Here is a 15,867-nt window from a genome sequence, read left to right as displayed (position 1 = left end):
TACCGGAGTGTGCGCGAAGCTCCGGCATCTCGCCCCTAGACTCTGCGGTTGTGTCAGTGACTGGACGAACCATCAAGCGTGTGCTCGTCGGTCGCGCGATGCGCAGCGACAAGCTGGGCGACACGCTGCTGCCCAAGCGGTTGGCCCTGCCGATCTTCGCGAGTGACGCGCTCTCCTCGGTGGCGTACGCGCCCGACGAGATCCTGATCACCCTCGGCGCGGCCGGTGGCGCGTTCGTGACCACCAACTCCTGGTACATCACCGGCGCCGTCGTCTTCGTGATGGCGATCGTCGTGGCGTCCTACCGGCAGAACGTGCACGCCTACCCCTCCGGCGGTGGCGATTACGAGGTCGCGACCACCAACCTGGGCCCCAAGGCGGGTCTGACCGTGGCCTCGGCCCTGCTCGTGGACTACACGCTCACGGTGGCGGTGTCGGTGTCCTCCGGCGTCCAGAACGCGTCCGCGGCGCTGCCGTTCGTGCAGGGCCGCGAGGTCATCGTGGCCGTGCTGCTCGTGGTCGCGTTGACGGCGCTCAATCTGCGCGGCGTGCGCGAGTCCGGCTCGTACTTCGCCATCCCCGTCTATCTGTTCATCCTCGGCATCGTGGGACTGGCGATCGTCGGGGTGTTCCGCAAGCTGATGGGCGACCTCCCGCTCGCCGAGAGCGCGAAGTTCTCCCTCGCCCCGCAGGCGGGCATGTCGTCGTTGTCGCAGTTCGCGATGCTCTTCCTGCTGTTGCGCGCCTTCTCCAGCGGATGTGCGGCGCTCACCGGTGTCGAGGCGATCTCCAACGGTGTGCCGGCGTTCAAGAAGCCCAAGAGCAAGAACGCCGCCACGACGCTGCTGATGATGGGCTCCATCGCGGTCGTCATGCTCGTCTCGATCATCGCGCTGTCGCGCTGGACCGGCATCCACATGCAGGACCCCGACCACCCGGGCAGGCTCTTGCTGAACGGCAAGCCGGTCGAGAACTACAACGAGAACACCGTCCTCGGTCAGCTGTCCCACGCGGTCTTCCACGGCTTCCCGCCGGGCATCATCTTCGTCTCGATCGTGACCGGCATCATCCTGGTGCTGGCCGCGAACACCGCGTTCAACGGGTTCCCGGTGCTGGCGTCGATCCTCGCGAAGGACGGCTTCCTGCCCCGGCAGCTGCACACCCGCGGCGACCGGCTGGCCTACTCCAACGGCATCCTGATCCTGGCGGGCGCGGCGGTCGCCCTGATCGTGATCTACCACGCCGAGACCACCCGACTGATCCAGCTCTACATCGTCGGCGTCTTCGTCTCCTTCACCACCAGCCAGACCGGCATGATCCGGCACTGGAACAGGCACCTGAAGGAGGAGCAGGACCCCAAGGTCAGATACCGGATGCGGCGCTCGCGCGTCATCAACGCCGTCGGCGCCGTGATGGCCGGGCTGGTGCTGGTCGTCGTCCTGCTGACGAAGTTCACCCACGGCGCCGGGTACGCCGTCGGCGCGATGATCGTGCTCTACGTCCTCATGCTCGGCATCCGCCGCCACTACGCGCACGTGCGCGACGAGCTGGCCCTGTCCGACATCGACGGCGACGAGCAGGTGCTGCCCGCACGACTGCACGTCATCGTGCTGGTCTCCAAGATCCACAAGCCGACGATGCGCGCGCTGGCGTACGCCCGGGCGACTCGTCCCGCGGTGCTCGAGGCACTGACCGTGGACGTGAACCACGAGGAGACGCAGGCGCTCAAGGACGAGTGGAAGCGGCGCGACATCCCCGTCACGCTCAGCACGGTGGCGTCGCCCTACCGCGAGATCACCCGGCCGGTCATCAACTACGTGCGCGCCATCCGGCGCGACAGCCCGCGCGACGTGGTGATGGTCTACATCCCCGAGTACGTGCTCGGGAAGTGGTGGGAACAGCTGCTGCACAACCAGTCCGCGCTGCGCCTGAAGGCCCGGCTGCTCTTCACGCCCGGTGTGATGGTCACCAGCGTGCCGTGGCAGCTGCACTCCTCCGAGGGGTCCGAGGACCGCTTCGACGGGTCTGCTCCGGGGTCCGTCCGGCTCGGTCGCTGACCCGCGATGCCCCAGCGCCCCCGCTCCGGCGAACCCCGCCGCGGACGACCCGAACGGCGCGGCGGATCACGTCGCCCCGCACGCCGCACCGGCAGCGATCCCGCCGCGCCCGGCTCGATGGTGGGGACCGAGCTGGTCCTGGACATCGGGGCGGTCGCGCACGGCGGATCGTGCGTCGCGCGTACGGAGGGCCGCGTCGTCTTCGTGCGGCACACGCTGCCGGGGGAGCGGGTGCGCGCGCGCGTCACCGACGGCACCCGCACCTCCCGCTTCCTGCGGGCCGACGCGGTCGAGGTGCTCGATGCCTCACCCGAACGGCGCACGCCGGCGTGTCCCTGGTCCGGCCCTGGCCGCTGCGGAGGGTGCGACTGGCAGCACACGAGCGCGGCGTACGGACGAGAGTTGAAGACCGCGGTGGTCGCCGAGCAGCTGCGCCGGTTGGCGGGCATCGACTGGACGGGCGACGTCGAGGCCGTGCCCGGCGACGAGGACGGGCTGCGCTGGCGCACCCGCGTCGAGCTCGCGACCGGTCCGGACGGCCGGGCGGGATTCCGCGCACACCGCTCACACGACGTCGTACCCGTCGAGGACTGCGTGATCAGCGTGCCGCAGGTGCGGGCGACCGGGATCTTCACCGAGCGCTTCGAGGCCGGGGTCACCGGCGTGGACGTCGCCGTGTCGTCCGACGGCTCGGCGACCGCAGTGCTGCTGCCGCGCCGCGGCGAGGTGCCGGGAGTGTTCGAGAGCGTGACCGCGGGTGGGACGTCACTGGACTTCGAGGTGTCCGCGCGCGGTTTCTGGCAGGTGCACCCCGGGGCGGCGCCGACCTTCGTGGACGAGGTGCTGCGGCAGCTCGCGCCGCGACCGGGCGAGCGGGTGCTCGACCTCTACTGCGGCGTCGGGCTCTTCACGAGGTTCCTCGCCGAGCGGGTGGGTCAGAGCGGTGCTGTCCTCGGCATCGAGGGGGACGAGCGTGCTGTGTCCGACGCGCAGGCCGCCCTGCGCGACGTGCCGCAGGCGCGCATCGAGCGCTCCGACGTACGTCGTGCCGAGCCGCTCGTCGAGCGGCACCTGGGCGGCGCCGCCGATCTGGTGGTGCTGGACCCGCCGCGCACCGGCGCCGGTCGCGAGGTCGTGCAGCAGATCACCCGACTGCGCCCGCGGGCCGTCGCCTACGTGGCGTGCGACCCCTCGGCGCTGGCCCGCGACCTGGCGTACGCGGCGGACGAGGGCTACGCGCTGACGTCGCTGCGCGCGTTCGACGCGTTCCCGATGACCCACCACGTCGAGTGCATCGCGATCCTCGTTCCAGCTGAGCGGGGCTGACCGGCGCGACGCCGGTTGTCGGCGTTCTTGCGACGGCGCCGCCCCCGATCCGCTGACAACGGAGGCGGGGTGCGCGTTAGGTCGACCTTTGCTGCCGGAAGCGTAGCGGATATGCTTGACTTATCTTGACGTCAAGATAAATGAGATGCGGCCGGAACGGCGCGACGGACAGGACGAAGGAGTCGGCGTGAGCACCAACAGCTTCGATGCGAAGGACACCCTGAAGGTGGGGGAGAACTCCTACGAGTTCTATCGCCTGGACAAGGTCGAGGGGTCCTCGGACCTGCCGTTCAGCCTCAAGGTGCTGCTGGAGTGTCTGCTGCGCACCGAGGACGGCGCGAACATCACCGCCGACCACGTGCGGGCGCTGGGCGGATGGAAGGCCGACGCCGAGCCGGACACCGAGATCCAGTTCACCCCGGCCCGCGTGATCATGCAGGACTTCACCGGCGTGCCCTGTGTGGTCGACCTGGCCACCATGCGCGAGGCCGTGGCCGACCTCGGCGGTGACGCCAAGAAGATCAACCCCCTTGCTCCGGCCGAGATGGTCATCGACCACTCGGTGATCATCGACGTCTTCGGCCGCGCCGACGCGTTCAAGCGCAACGTGGAGATCGAGTACGGCCGCAACAAGGAGCGTTACCAGTTCCTGCGCTGGGGCCAGACCGCGTTCGACGACTTCAAGGTCGTGCCCCCGGGCACCGGCATCGTGCACCAGGTCAACATCGAGCACCTGGCCCGCTCGATCATGACCCGTAATGGCGTCGCCTACCCGGACAGCTGCGTCGGCACCGACAGCCACACCACGATGGTCAACGGCCTCGGCGTGCTCGGCTGGGGCGTCGGCGGCATCGAGGCCGAGGCCGCGATGCTCGGCCAGCCCGTCTCGATGCTCATCCCGCGCGTCGTCGGCTTCCGTCTCACCGGCGCGATCCCGGCCGGCGCGACCGCGACCGACGTCGTCCTCACGATCACCCAGATGCTGCGCGAGCACGGGGTCGTCGGCAAGTTCGTGGAGTTCTACGGCGACGGCGTCGCCTCGGTGCCGCTGGCCAATCGCGCGACCATCGGCAACATGAGCCCGGAGTTCGGCTCCACCTGCGCGATCTTCCCGATCGACGACGTGACCCTGGACTACCTGCACCTCACCGGCCGCAGCGAGGAGCACATCGCCCTCGTGGAGTCCTACGCCAAGACCCAGGGCCTGTGGCACGACCCGTCCAACGAGCCGCGCTTCTCGGAGTACCTCGAGCTCGACCTGTCCACCGTCGTCCCCTCCATCGCCGGTCCGAAGCGTCCGCAGGACCGCATCGTGGTCTCCGACGCCAAGACCCAGTTCGCGCTTGACGTCAAGAACTACGGCGTCGAGGGCGGTCTGCGCGAGGAGCAGGTCACCCCGGCCGAGGGGCCGGCGTACGGGCTGAAGGACGGCTCGGTCGTCATCGCCTCGATCACGAGCTGCACCAACACCTCCAACCCGTCGGTGATGATGGCCGCGGCGCTGCTCGCGAAGAACGCCGTCGACAAGGGCCTCACGGTGCCGCCGTGGGTGAAGACCTCGATGGCGCCCGGCTCGCAGGTCGTCACCGGTTACTACGAGAACGCCGGCCTGTGGCCCTACCTGGAGAAGCTCGGCTTCTACCTCGTCGGATACGGGTGCACCACGTGCATCGGCAACTCCGGCCCGCTCAATGAGGAGATCTCCCAGGCCGTGCAGGAGCACGACCTGACCGTGGTCTCCGTGCTGTCCGGCAACCGCAACTTCGAGGGCCGGATCAACCCGGACGTGAAGATGAATTACCTGGCATCGCCGCCGCTGGTCATCGCGTACGCGCTCGCCGGCACGATGAACTTCGACTTCGAGGTCGACCCTCTGGGGCAGGACACCGCCGGCAACGACGTCTTCCTCAAGGACATCTGGCCGGCCCCCGACGACGTGGAGAAGACCATCGCGTCGTCCATGGACCGGGCGCTGTTCGTCAAGGACTACGCCGACGTCTTCGCCGGCGATGAGCGCTGGCAGAGCCTGCAGACCCCCGAGGGCGACACGTTCGCCTGGGACGCCGACTCGACGTACGTGCGCAAACCGCCGTACTTCGACGGCATGCCGGCCGAGCCCGAGCCCGTCTCGGACATCAAGGGCGCACGCGTCCTGGCGAAGCTGGGCGACTCGGTGACCACCGACCACATCAGCCCGGCCGGTTCGATCAAGGCCGACAGCCCCGCAGGCAAGTACCTGTCCGACCACGGGATCGAGCGCAAGGACTTCAACTCCTACGGCTCGCGCCGCGGCAACCACGAGGTCATGGTGCGCGGCACGTTCGCCAACATCCGGCTGCGCAACCAGCTGCTGGACGGCGTGGAGGGCGGCTTCACCCGCAACTTCCTCGCCGGCGGCGAGCAGACCACGATCTTCGACGCGTCGGCGGCCTACCAGGAGGCCGGCGTGCCGCTGGTCGTGCTCGGCGGCAAGGAGTACGGCTCCGGCTCGTCGCGTGACTGGGCGGCCAAGGGCACCCGGCTGCTCGGCGTCAAGGCCGTCATCACCGAGTCGTTCGAGCGCATCCACCGCTCCAACCTGATCGGGATGGGCGTGCTCCCGCTGCAGTTCCCGCAGGGGCAGAACATCGAGTCGCTCGGCCTGGACGGCACCGAGACCTTCGACATCAGCGGAGTCGAGGCGCTGAACGAGGGGCGCACGCCCAAGACGGTGCACGTGACCGCGACCAAGGGCGACGGGGCGGTCGTCGAGTTCGACGCGGTCGTGCGCATCGACACCCCGGGTGAGGCGGAGTACTTCCGCAACGACGGCATCCTGCAGTACGTGCTGCGCTCGCTGGTGAAGGCCGGCGCCTGACGTAGACACCGGCTTCACACCGAACGACCCCTGCCGTAACGCGGCAGGGGTCGTTCGGCGTCCGGGTCAGGAGGCGATCAGGTCGTCGATCTGGTCGATCGCCTGGGAGGAGCCCTCGATCACGCCCATGTCGAGCACCTTCTGCAGACCCTCGGCGGTCGTGTACGTGCTGACGTAGGTCGCGCGCGTCCTGCCGCCGATGTCCTCGAACCGGTAGACGTTCTGCGACACCGGCATCGCCTCGTCGGGGGCGAAGTCGTCGGCGTTCTTCGCGAAACCGTCCTCGAACTCGAAGCCGTGCGGGGCGTCGACGGAGGTCACGTGCCACCATCCGGGGTACTTCTCGCCCTCGGGGCTGGTCATGTAGTAGTGCACCCGGCCGCCCTCGGTGAGCGAGTGATCCACGAAGGTGGCGGGGTAGGTCGGCGGGCCCCACACGCGCTCGAGCTGGCGTGGGTCGGCGTACACCTCCCAGACACGCTCGACGGGTGCCGCGAACTCGGCGGTGATGGTCAGCGTGCGGGCCTCGGCCTGGGTCTTGACATCGGTGACGGGCATGTCACTTCTCCTCTGGTGTCGGGTTGTTCGTGATGTCGGTCGTTCCGGTCTTCTCGGTGCTGAGCAGTTCGTCGATCCGGGAGATCCGGCCGCGCCAGATCTGCTCGAGCTCACCGAGCATCGACGCGACCGAACGGATCGCTTCGACGTCTCCGCGCGCGAGCTGTTCGCGTCCGTGGCGACGCTTGACGAGCAGCCCTGCCCGTTCGAGGACGGCGACGTGCTTCTGCACGGCCGCGAAACTCATCGGGTAGTGCTCCGCCAGCGCCGACACCGAGTGCTCGCCGGCGAGGATGCGGCGCAGGATGTCGCGACGCGTCCGGTCGGCGAGCGCGCGGAACATCGCGTCCGCGGCGTCCTCGGGATCGGTCATGAGCACAACGTACAACCAAATGGTTGTACGTTGTCGACAGTGAATTCAACATCGAATGCCGGATGTCCCGCCGCGTGGCGGCGGCTGGCCTAGCGTGATCGTCATGGCGACGACGCAGGCACCAGAGGTGCGCGCCCCGAGCGGGGTGGAGGCCAACGGTCTGAACGTGATCGAGGAGTCCGAACGGCACGGGCGGCCCGCGTCGCTCTTCTGGCCCTGGTTCGCCTCCAACATCTCGGTGCTCGCGATCGCGTACGGCGCGTTCGTGATCGGCTTCGGACTCAACATCTGGCAGGCGCTCGGCGCCGCGGTGGTCGGCAGCATCGGCTCGTTCCTGCTGTGTGGGTTCGTTTCCGTCGCGGGCAAACGCGGGTCGGCACCGACCCTGGTGCTGTCGCGAGCGGCGTTCGGGCTCAATGGGAATCGCGTACCGTCGGCAATCTCCTGGATCCTCACCGTCGGCTGGGAGACGGTGCTGGTGGTGCTCGCCACCCTCGGCACCTCGACGGTCTTCGCGCGACTCGGGTGGAGCCACGGCACCGTCACCAAGCTGATCGTCCTGCTGGTGGTGGCGGCGATCACGGTCGTCGCGGGAGTCTTCGGCTTCGCGCTCATCATGCGGCTGCAGACCGTCATCACCCTGGCGACCGCCGTCCTCACGATCGGCTACATCGCCCTGACCGTGCACCGCGTGCACTGGCACGCGGTGAGCACCATGAAAGCCGGGGGAGTGCCGCAGGTGCTCGGCGCGACGATCCTGGTGCTGACCGCGCTCGGCTTGGGGTGGGTCAACTGCGCAGCCGACTACAGCCGCTACCTGCCGCGTTCGACGCCCAGCCGCGGCGTCATCTTCTGGACCACGTTCGGCGGCGCGCTCGGCCCGGTGGTGCTCGTGGTCTTCGGCATCCTGCTGGCCGCGTCCGATCCCAAGCTCTCCACCGCCATCGGTAGCGACCCGATCGGCGCGCTCACGTCCGCCCTGCCCACGTGGTACCTGGTGCCGTTCGCGATCGTGGCGATCCTGGGCCTGCTGTCCGGTGCCGTGCTCGACATCTACTCCTCGGGACTGTCGCTGCTCAGTCTCGGGCTGCGCGCGCCGCGCTTCGTCGCCGCGCTGATCGACGGCACGATCATGACGCTTGGCGGGATCTACGTCGTCTTCTTCACCTCCAGCAGCTTCGTGGCCAACTTCCAGGGCTTCCTGGTCACCGTGGGCGTGCCGATTGCCGCGTGGTGTGGTGTCTTCCTCGGCGACCTGGTGCTGCGGAGGCGCGCGTACGCCGATGCCGAGCTCTACGACGCCCGTGGCCGCTACGGTTCGTTCGCCCCGATCCCGTTGGTGCTGATGGTGATCGGGTCGGTGCTGGGGTGGGGGCTGGTCGTCACCTCGGCCAAGGTGTCGTGGCTGACATGGCAGGGCTATCTGCTGGACCCGCTGCACCTCGGCGGCAAGGAGGGCACCTGGGCGTACGCCGGACTGGGCGTGCTCGTCGCCATCGTCGTCGGTTTCGTGGGTGCCGTCGCCCTCACTTCCAGCACCGTCCGGCGCCAGGAGCGCGTCGATCCCACCTCCACCGCGAAGGCCGCGAGTGCCGTCTGACGTGCTGGTCGTGATCGACGCCCAACACGTCTTCGCCGACCCGGGCGGCCCGTGGGCGTCGCCCATGTTCGCTCAGACACTGCCCGCCATCGAGGCGGCTGTGCAGGAGTACGCCGACCGCGTCGTCTTCACCCGCTACGTCGCTCCGCGCGAGCCGGCCGGCGCGTGGGCGGCGTACTTCGAGCAGTGGCCGTTCGCCCTCACCGGGCCGGATCACCCGCAGTACCAACTGATCCCGCAGTTCGCCGGCAGGCCGACCGTCGACGCCACGACATTCGGCAAGTGGGGCGATCCGCTGCGCGTCGCGCTCGGCGACGCGCGGTCGGTGCAGCTGTGCGGCGTGTCCACGGACTGCTGTGTGCTGTCGACGGCCCTGCCGATGGCCGATGCCGGCCTCGAGGTGACGATCCGAGCGGACGCGTGCGCCGGGTCGACCCAGGAAGCGCACGAGAACGCGCTGGCGGCCATGGAGCTCTACGCGCCGCTGATCACCGTTCTGCACTGAGCGATCCGTCCCAGCCGGCCGGGCCCCTGACTCGCCCAGCGACTCGGGGTCCGTGGCGTCGTACCCCAGCGCATAGACTCGGGCGTTGGACCGTGGCCGGAAGGGATTTTTCTACGTGGGTTTGCTCGATGGCATCAACGAGCCGGGTGACGTGCGCGCGATCCCTGCTGAGCAGCTCGACGCACTGGCTGCCGAGATCCGCACCTTCCTGGTGGAGTCGGTGTCCAAGACCGGCGGACACCTCGGCCCCAACCTGGGCGTCGTCGAGCTGACGATCGCACTGCACCGGGTCTTCGACTCACCACGGGACACGCTGGTATTCGACACCGGGCACCAGTCCTACGTCCACAAGCTGCTCACCGGTCGGCACGACTTCTCCGCGCTGAAGAAACAGGGCGGCCTGTCGGGCTACCCGAGCCGCGCCGAGTCCGAGCACGACGTGGTCGAGAACTCGCACGCATCCACGTCGTTGTCCTGGGCCGAGGGCATCGCCCACGCCCGGGTGCTGCAGGGCCAGGGCGACCGGCACACCGTGGCGGTCATCGGCGACGGCGCGCTCACCGGCGGGATGGCGTGGGAGGCGCTCAACAACATCGCCGTCAGCAAGGACCTTCCGCTGGTCATCGTGGTCAACGACAACGAGCGGTCCTACGCGCCGACCATCGGCGGGCTGGCCGCGCACCTGGCGACCCTGCGGACCACACGCGGTTACGAGCGGGTCCTGGACTGGGGCAAGTCGACGCTGCAGCAGACCCCGGTCGTCGGCCACGCGATGTACGAGACCCTGCACGGGGTCAAGAAGGGCATCAAGGACATCGTCGCCCCGCAGCAGGGCATGTTCGAGGACCTGGGCATCAAGTACGTCGGTCCGATCGACGGCCACGACGAGCAGGCCGTCGAGATGGGCCTGCGCCGCGCCAAGGACTTCGGCGGACCGTGCATCGTGCACGTGATCACCCAGAAGGGCCGTGGCTACCAGCCGGCGATGGACGACGAGGCCGACCAGTGGCACGGCATCGGCAAGTTCAACCCCGAGACCGGGCTGCCCTTCGAGGTGTCCGGCCGGATCTGGACCGACGAGTTCAGCGACGAGATGGTGCGCATCGGTGCCGAGCGTGCCGACGTCGTCGCGATCACCGCTGCCATGCTCATCCCCGTCGGGCTCGACAAGTTCGCGGCGGCGTACCCCGACCGCGTCTTCGACGTCGGCATCGCCGAGCAGCACGCCGTGACGATGGCCTCCGGTCTCGCGTACGCCGGGCTGCACCCGGTCGTCGCGGTCTACGCGACCTTCCTCAACCGGGCCTTCGACCAGCTGCTGATGGACTGCGCGCTGCACCGCCAGGGCGTCACCTTCGTGCTCGACCGGGCGGGCGTCACCGGCTCGGACGGCCCGTCGCACAACGGCATGTGGGACATGGCCATCTCCTCGATCGTGCCCGGGCTGCGCCTCGCGGCCCCGCGCGACGGCGAGCAGGTGAAGCTGCAGCTGCGCGAGGCCCTCGACGTGTCCGATGCGCCGACCGTCATCCGCTTCCCCAAGGGGGATGTCGCGGAACCGCTGACGGCGGTGCGCTCGGTCGGCCCGCTCGACGTCCTGCACGACGGACCTGCGACACCTGATGTCCTGCTCGTCGGCGTCGGCGCGATGTGCGCCACGGCACTCGGCGTGGCCGAGAAGCTTGCGGCGCAGGGGATCTCGACACTGGTCGTCGATCCGCGCTGGGTGCTTCCCGTGGCCGACGAGCTGGTCGAGCTGGCGAGGTCGGCCCGCCACGTGGCCGTCATCGAGGACAATCTGGCGACGAACGGCGTCGGTATGGCGGTCACCGCGCGGCTGCGCGCGGCGGGCTGCGAGGTGCCGGTGCACCCGTTCGGCATTCCGAAGCGCTTCCTCGACCATGCCTCGCGCGGACAGGTGCTGGAGCAGATCGGCCTGACCTCCGACGTCATCGCGACGGACCTGATCGGGCGCATCGCGCACTGAGCCCCCCGGTCCGAAGCGGTCGTCAGGCGCAGTCCTGCGCGGTGTACGGAGATCGTGCTCCCTCGCGGAGGACCTACGTCAACCAGATGCGCCGCTCAGGCCCGATGGCTACGTTGATATGACCTAGGTCACATCACGCGTGACATCCGATCCAGGAAGGTCGCAGTCATGGCAAGCAACAGAGTCGTCGTCTACAAGGGTCCGGGCGAGGTCGCCGTCGAGGAGATCGACTATCCCTCGCTCACGCTCCCGGACGACGTGGTCTCGGGGATGAAACTGAAGAAGGACGCGCCGCACGCCGCCATCCTGCGGCTGGTGACGACCAACATCTGCGGCAGCGACCAGCACATGGTGCGCGGCCGGACCACGGCCCCGGTCGGTCAGACCCTTGGCCACGAGATCACCGGTGAGGTGGTCGAGCTCGGCGACGACGTGCTCTTCGTCAAGAAGGGCGACATCTGCTCGGTCCCGTTCAACATCGCGTGCGGCAGGTGCCGGATGTGCAACGAGGGCAAGACCGGCATCTGCCTCAACGTCAACCCGGCCCGGGCGGGCGCGGCCTACGGCTATGTCGACATGGGCGGCTGGATCGGCGGGCAGGCGGAGTACGTGATGGTGCCGTACGCCGACTTCAACCTGCTGCCCTTCCCGGACCGCGAGGAGGCGATGGAGAAGATCCTGGACCTGACGATGCTGTCCGACATCTTCCCGACGGGCTACCACGGCGCGTACACCGCGGGCGTCACCACCGGTTCGACGGTGTACGTCGCAGGTGCCGGTCCGGTCGGGCTCGCCGCCGCACACGCCGCGCAGCTGCTCGGTGCGGCCGTGGTCGTCGTCGGCGACATGAATGCCGAACGCCTCGCGCAGGCGCGCAGTTTCGGCTGCGAGAGCGTGGATCTGTCGAGTGGCGACGACCTGGCCGACCTGATCGAGCAGGTCGTGGGCGAGCGGGAGGTCGATGCCGCCGTCGACGCGGTGGGCTTCGAGGCGCGCGGGCACGGCGCGGACGCCGACGAGGCGCCGGCCACGGTGCTTAACGATTGCATGACGATTGCCCGTGCGGGCGCCGGCATCGGCATCCCGGGGCTCTATGTGACGGGCGACCCCGGTGCGGCCGACGACAACGCCAAGGAAGGCACCCTCGGTGTCCGGCTGGGCCTCGGCTGGGCGAAGTCGCACTCGTTCATGACCGGTCAGTGCCCGGTGAAGCAGTACAACCGCCAGCTGATGAACCTGATCCTGCGTGACAAGGCGCAGATCGCGAAGGCGGTCAACGCGACGAAGATCAGCCTGGACGAGGCACCCACGGGCTACGCCGATTTCGACAAGGGCGCGGCGAAGAAGTACGTGATCGACCCGCACGGGATGGTTGCCTGACCGACCGGCACACGGCCACTCTGACGGTGTTTCGCACGGTTGACGGCGTTCGAACGCCGTCAACCGACGCGAACGCCGTCAGGGTGCGGCCGCTTCCTCACGGCGTGCGCTCCATGAGCAGGGGGGTGGTCGCGAAACCGGCGCGGTGGTAGACCTGCACCGACTTCGGCCGGGAGTGCACGATGACGCGGTCCGAGCCGGCGGTGCGCGCCCGCTCGATCAGGGTGTCGACCAGCTGTGAGCCGATCCCGCGCCCCCGGTGGCTCGCCGGTACGTACACCGACTGGATCTCGGCCACCCAGCGGTCACCGGTCGATGGTCGCGGCGGCCGGGGTGTGCGCACCAGGAACGCCATGCCGACGATGGCTTCACCCTCCTGCGCCACCCAGCACGTGTGGGTCGCCTGCTGCGCGCCGATCCAGTCGGCGAAGGTGCGGACGAACTCGTCGTGCTCGTACGCCGGGGCGTCGCCGTCCTCGATGTCCCACGCCCATCGCAGCTCGCCCGCCGCACGCCAGTCGTTCGGGCCGGACTCTCGAATCGTCAGTGCGGACACCATGGTTGCGAGCCTACCGAGGCTGCGACGTCGGCCTGGAACCGAGACGGGCTGTCTGCTCGCAGCAGAATCCGTCCACCGCACCGGCGCCGCGGCCTAGTCTCGCCGTATGCGAGGTGTGGTGCCCTTCCCGTCACCCGACGACGCGCGCGTACGACGTGCGGCGCGCCGGGGTGAGCCGCTGTGGCGCCAGCTGCTGGGACAGCAGCTGCGACGGGAGCGGACCGCCCGCGCCGAGCGGCTGGCGGACGTGGCCCGCCGCGCAGGGGTCTCCCCGCAGTACCTCTCGGAGGTCGAGCGGGGTCGCAAGGAGCCGTCGTCGGAGATGTTGGCGGCCATCGGCGGAGCACTCGACCTGACGCTGCTCGACCTGACCTCGCGCGTGCGCGACCAGCTGGCCGCCGGCTCGGGCGCACCGAGCTCGACGTCCCAGCAGGCGGAGCTTCGTCTGGCCGCCTGAGCATGCCCCGCCACTCACGCCTTCCGCGATGCGATGACGGTGTCGACCACGCCGTACGCGCGGGCGGCGTCGGCGGTCAGCACCAGATCCCGCTCGGTGTCGCGCCGGACCTGCTCGGGCGTGTGCTCGGTGTGCTGCGCCAGCAACTCCTCCAGGAGCGTCCGCACCCGGTCGACCTCCTCGGCCTCCAGGATCAGGTCCGGGATCGCCCCACGTCCCTCGGCTGCCGGCGCATGCAGCACCACCCGACCGTGCGGCAGCATCTGCCGGTATCCGGGTGCGCCGCCGGCGAGCAGCACGGCCGCCGTGGAGACGGCCTGACCCACGCAGGTCGTCTCGACCCGCGCGCGGACGTACTGCATGGCGTCGTAGATCGCGAGCATCGCCGAGATCGATCCGCCGGGGGAGTTGATGTAGAAGTTGATCGGCTGGTCCGGGTTGTCCGATTCCAGGTGCAGCAACTGCGCGATCAGCACGTTGGAGACGCCGTCGTCGATCGCCGTGCCCAGATAGACCACCCGGTCGGCGAGCAGCCGGCTGAACACGTCGACCGTGCGGTCACCGCCGCGTTCGCTGCGGGTCGTGACGTAGGGCACCGTGTAGGAGCTCATCGCGTCGCCCCCAGTCCGGCGGTGCGGGAGGCGATGGGCCCGACCTGGTCCATCGACTCCACGATCGCGTCGATGAAGCCGTAGTCGAGGGCTTCCTGCGCCGTGAAGAAGCGGTCGCGCTGCGAGTCGCGCTCGACGGTCGCGATGTCCTGCCCGGTGTCCTGCGCGACCAGCGACAGCACCGTGTCCCGGGTGTGCCGCAGCTGTCCGGCCTGGATCGCGATGTCCATCGCCGTGCCGCCGAAGCCGGCCGAGCCCTGGTGCAGCAGCACTTGGGCGTGCGGCAGCGCGTACCGCTTGCCCTTGGTGCCCGAGCTCAGCAGGAACTGTCCCGCGCTGTACGCGGCGCCGAGCGCCACCGTGCTCACGTCGTTCGGGATGACCCGCATGCAGTCGCGGATGGCGAGCATGGCCGAGACGGAGCCGCCGGGGGAGTTGATGAGCAGCCGGATGTCGGCGTGCGCGTCCTCGGCGGCCAGCAGCAGCAGCGCGTTGCAGAGCCGATTGCCGTTCGCCTCCTCCAGCGCGGCGCCGAGCAGCAGCGTGCGCCGTTGCAGCAGCCGTCGTTCCAAGTCGGCGTCCAGAGGATTGACCGTGGGTGTCTCGTCGTCACTCATGCGAACGACGTTGCCACCGCTGCGCATTCGCTGTCAGGTCACGCTGCTGACAGCAGATCCGCTACCGGCGTAGGCGAGTGTCCGCACCATCGCGCATACGTCCGCACGGAACCGCGGACACTCGAGGGACGGCGCTCAGACCTCGTGCCACTGACCGCGTGTGATGAGCACCTCGCGCAGCAGGTCGGCGCGGTCGGTCATCAGCCCGTCGACGCCGAGGTCGAGCAGGCGGTGCATCGCCGCCGGCTCGTCGACGGTCCACACGTGCACCTGGGCGCCGGCCCTGTGTGCCTGGCGGATGAGCGTGCGGGTCAGCACCGGCAGCTTGCGGGTGTGCTCGGGGATCTGCAGGCAGTCGACGGCTCCGATCGGCGTACGCGCCAGGGGTGTCCGTCCGAATGCCAGGGCAACCCCGACGAGCACGGGGCTGGCAGTGGTGGCCACCGGACGGGTCAGCCGCGCGAGGACCGATCGCCGTCGTCGGTCGGAGAACGACGCGACGCACACCCGGTCCCACGCGCGGTGCCGCTCGATCGCGTCCGCGAGCGGTGCGACAGCAGCGTCGGACTTGCAGTCGATGTTCAGACGTAGCTGCGGCCACGTCTCGAGCAGCTCGTCGAACCGGGGGATCGGCTCCACCCCACCGATCCGAGCCGTCTCGACCTCGCGCCACGGCAGGTTCACGATCGCGCCGCTACGCCCGGCGACCCGGTCGAGCGAGCTGTCGTGGAAGGCCACGAGCACCCCGTCGGCGGTCGCGTGCACGTCGGTCTCGACGTACGCGTACCCCAGGTCGACGGCGGCGCGGAACGCCGCCATCGAGTTCTCCAAGCCGTCGCGGGAGAACCCCCGGTGGGCCATGGCGATGGGGCCCGGCCAGTCCAGGTACGGCGTACGCGGCGTCACGTCGGCGCGTCCCCTCACGTTGGTCTCATCCGCCCGGTGATGCACTCGGTTGTCAGCGGATTCGTGGCATCGGC

General features: G+C 69.3%; 14 protein-coding genes. 8 read left to right on the top strand and 6 right to left on the bottom strand.

All coding sequences use genetic code 11. The features are described from left to right. The first annotated feature begins 98 nt into the window (after positions 1–98). The 3 genes from JOB34_RS08390 to acnA all read left to right on the top strand — a co-directional run bounded on the left by JOB34_RS08390 (position 99) and on the right by acnA (position 6,240). On the top strand, positions 99–2,057 hold the full coding sequence (locus tag JOB34_RS08390) for an APC family permease (protein WP_243757874.1): 1,959 nt from the start codon (positions 99–101) through the stop codon (positions 2,055–2,057). 6 nt (positions 2,058–2,063) lie between these two features. Beyond that, entirely contained in the window at positions 2,064–3,383 is a 1,320-nt protein-coding gene (locus JOB34_RS08385) for a class I SAM-dependent RNA methyltransferase (RefSeq protein WP_208052243.1), read from the top strand. Positions 3,384–3,528: 145 nt separating this feature from the next. Next, positions 3,529–6,240, top strand: a complete 2,712-nt coding sequence (acnA, locus tag JOB34_RS08380; protein ID WP_208052242.1) for an aconitate hydratase AcnA — start codon at positions 3,529–3,531, stop codon at positions 6,238–6,240. Between the two features lie 66 nt (positions 6,241–6,306). On the opposite strand, the gene JOB34_RS08375 is transcribed toward acnA, so the two are convergent. Further along, positions 6,307–6,798, bottom strand: a complete 492-nt coding sequence (locus tag JOB34_RS08375; protein WP_208052241.1) for an SRPBCC domain-containing protein — start codon at positions 6,796–6,798, stop codon at positions 6,307–6,309. Position 6,799: 1 nt separating this feature from the next. Beyond that, the gene (locus JOB34_RS08370) at positions 6,800–7,171 is read right to left on the bottom strand and encodes a metalloregulator ArsR/SmtB family transcription factor (protein WP_243757717.1); all 372 of its coding nucleotides are present in this window, start codon (positions 7,169–7,171) and stop codon (positions 6,800–6,802) included. Positions 7,172–7,274: 103 nt separating this feature from the next. Between JOB34_RS08370 and JOB34_RS08365 the strand changes: the two genes are divergently transcribed. From JOB34_RS08365 to fdhA, 4 genes are all read left to right on the top strand, one after another. Continuing rightward, positions 7,275–8,771 (top strand): cytosine permease, encoded by a 1,497-nt coding sequence (locus JOB34_RS08365; protein WP_208052240.1) that lies wholly within the window; start codon positions 7,275–7,277, stop codon positions 8,769–8,771. Between the two features lie 10 nt (positions 8,772–8,781). Continuing rightward, on the top strand, positions 8,782–9,276 hold the full coding sequence (locus JOB34_RS08360; RefSeq protein ID WP_347813782.1) for a cysteine hydrolase: 495 nt from the start codon (positions 8,782–8,784) through the stop codon (positions 9,274–9,276). Positions 9,277–9,391: 115 nt separating this feature from the next. Beyond that, entirely contained in the window at positions 9,392–11,263 is a 1,872-nt protein-coding gene (gene dxs, locus JOB34_RS08355; RefSeq protein WP_208052238.1) for a 1-deoxy-D-xylulose-5-phosphate synthase, read from the top strand. 168 nt (positions 11,264–11,431) lie between these two features. After that, entirely contained in the window at positions 11,432–12,643 is a 1,212-nt protein-coding gene (gene fdhA / locus JOB34_RS08350) for a formaldehyde dehydrogenase, glutathione-independent (protein WP_208052237.1), read from the top strand. Positions 12,644–12,740: 97 nt separating this feature from the next. On the opposite strand, the gene JOB34_RS08345 is transcribed toward fdhA, so the two are convergent. Then, positions 12,741–13,202, bottom strand: a complete 462-nt coding sequence (locus JOB34_RS08345; protein ID WP_208052236.1) for a GNAT family N-acetyltransferase — start codon at positions 13,200–13,202, stop codon at positions 12,741–12,743. Between the two features lie 106 nt (positions 13,203–13,308). Between JOB34_RS08345 and JOB34_RS08340 the strand changes: the two genes are divergently transcribed. Continuing rightward, positions 13,309–13,659, top strand: a complete 351-nt coding sequence (locus JOB34_RS08340) for a helix-turn-helix transcriptional regulator (protein ID WP_208052235.1) — start codon at positions 13,309–13,311, stop codon at positions 13,657–13,659. A gap of 14 nt (positions 13,660–13,673) precedes the next feature. Here the strand turns inward: JOB34_RS08340 and JOB34_RS08335 are convergent, their stop codons facing one another. From JOB34_RS08335 to JOB34_RS08325, 3 genes are all read right to left on the bottom strand, one after another. Further along, positions 13,674–14,270, bottom strand: a complete 597-nt coding sequence (locus tag JOB34_RS08335) for an ATP-dependent Clp protease proteolytic subunit (protein WP_179481286.1) — start codon at positions 14,268–14,270, stop codon at positions 13,674–13,676. Further along, positions 14,267–14,887, bottom strand: coding sequence for an ATP-dependent Clp protease proteolytic subunit (locus JOB34_RS08330; protein WP_208052234.1), 621 nt, complete (start codon positions 14,885–14,887; stop codon positions 14,267–14,269). The genes JOB34_RS08335 and JOB34_RS08330 overlap by 4 nt, the downstream gene beginning before the upstream one ends. Positions 14,888–15,022: 135 nt before the next feature. Then, on the bottom strand, positions 15,023–15,811 hold the full coding sequence (locus tag JOB34_RS08325; RefSeq protein ID WP_347813781.1) for a glycerophosphodiester phosphodiesterase: 789 nt from the start codon (positions 15,809–15,811) through the stop codon (positions 15,023–15,025). Positions 15,812–15,867 lie beyond the last annotated feature (56 nt).

Origin of the sequence: Allobranchiibius sp. GilTou38 (genome assembly GCF_017565325.1) — a bacterium.
Classification (GTDB): domain Bacteria; phylum Actinomycetota; class Actinomycetes; order Actinomycetales; family Dermatophilaceae; genus Allobranchiibius; species Allobranchiibius huperziae.
This window is presented reverse-complemented; position numbering and strand designations above follow the sequence as displayed.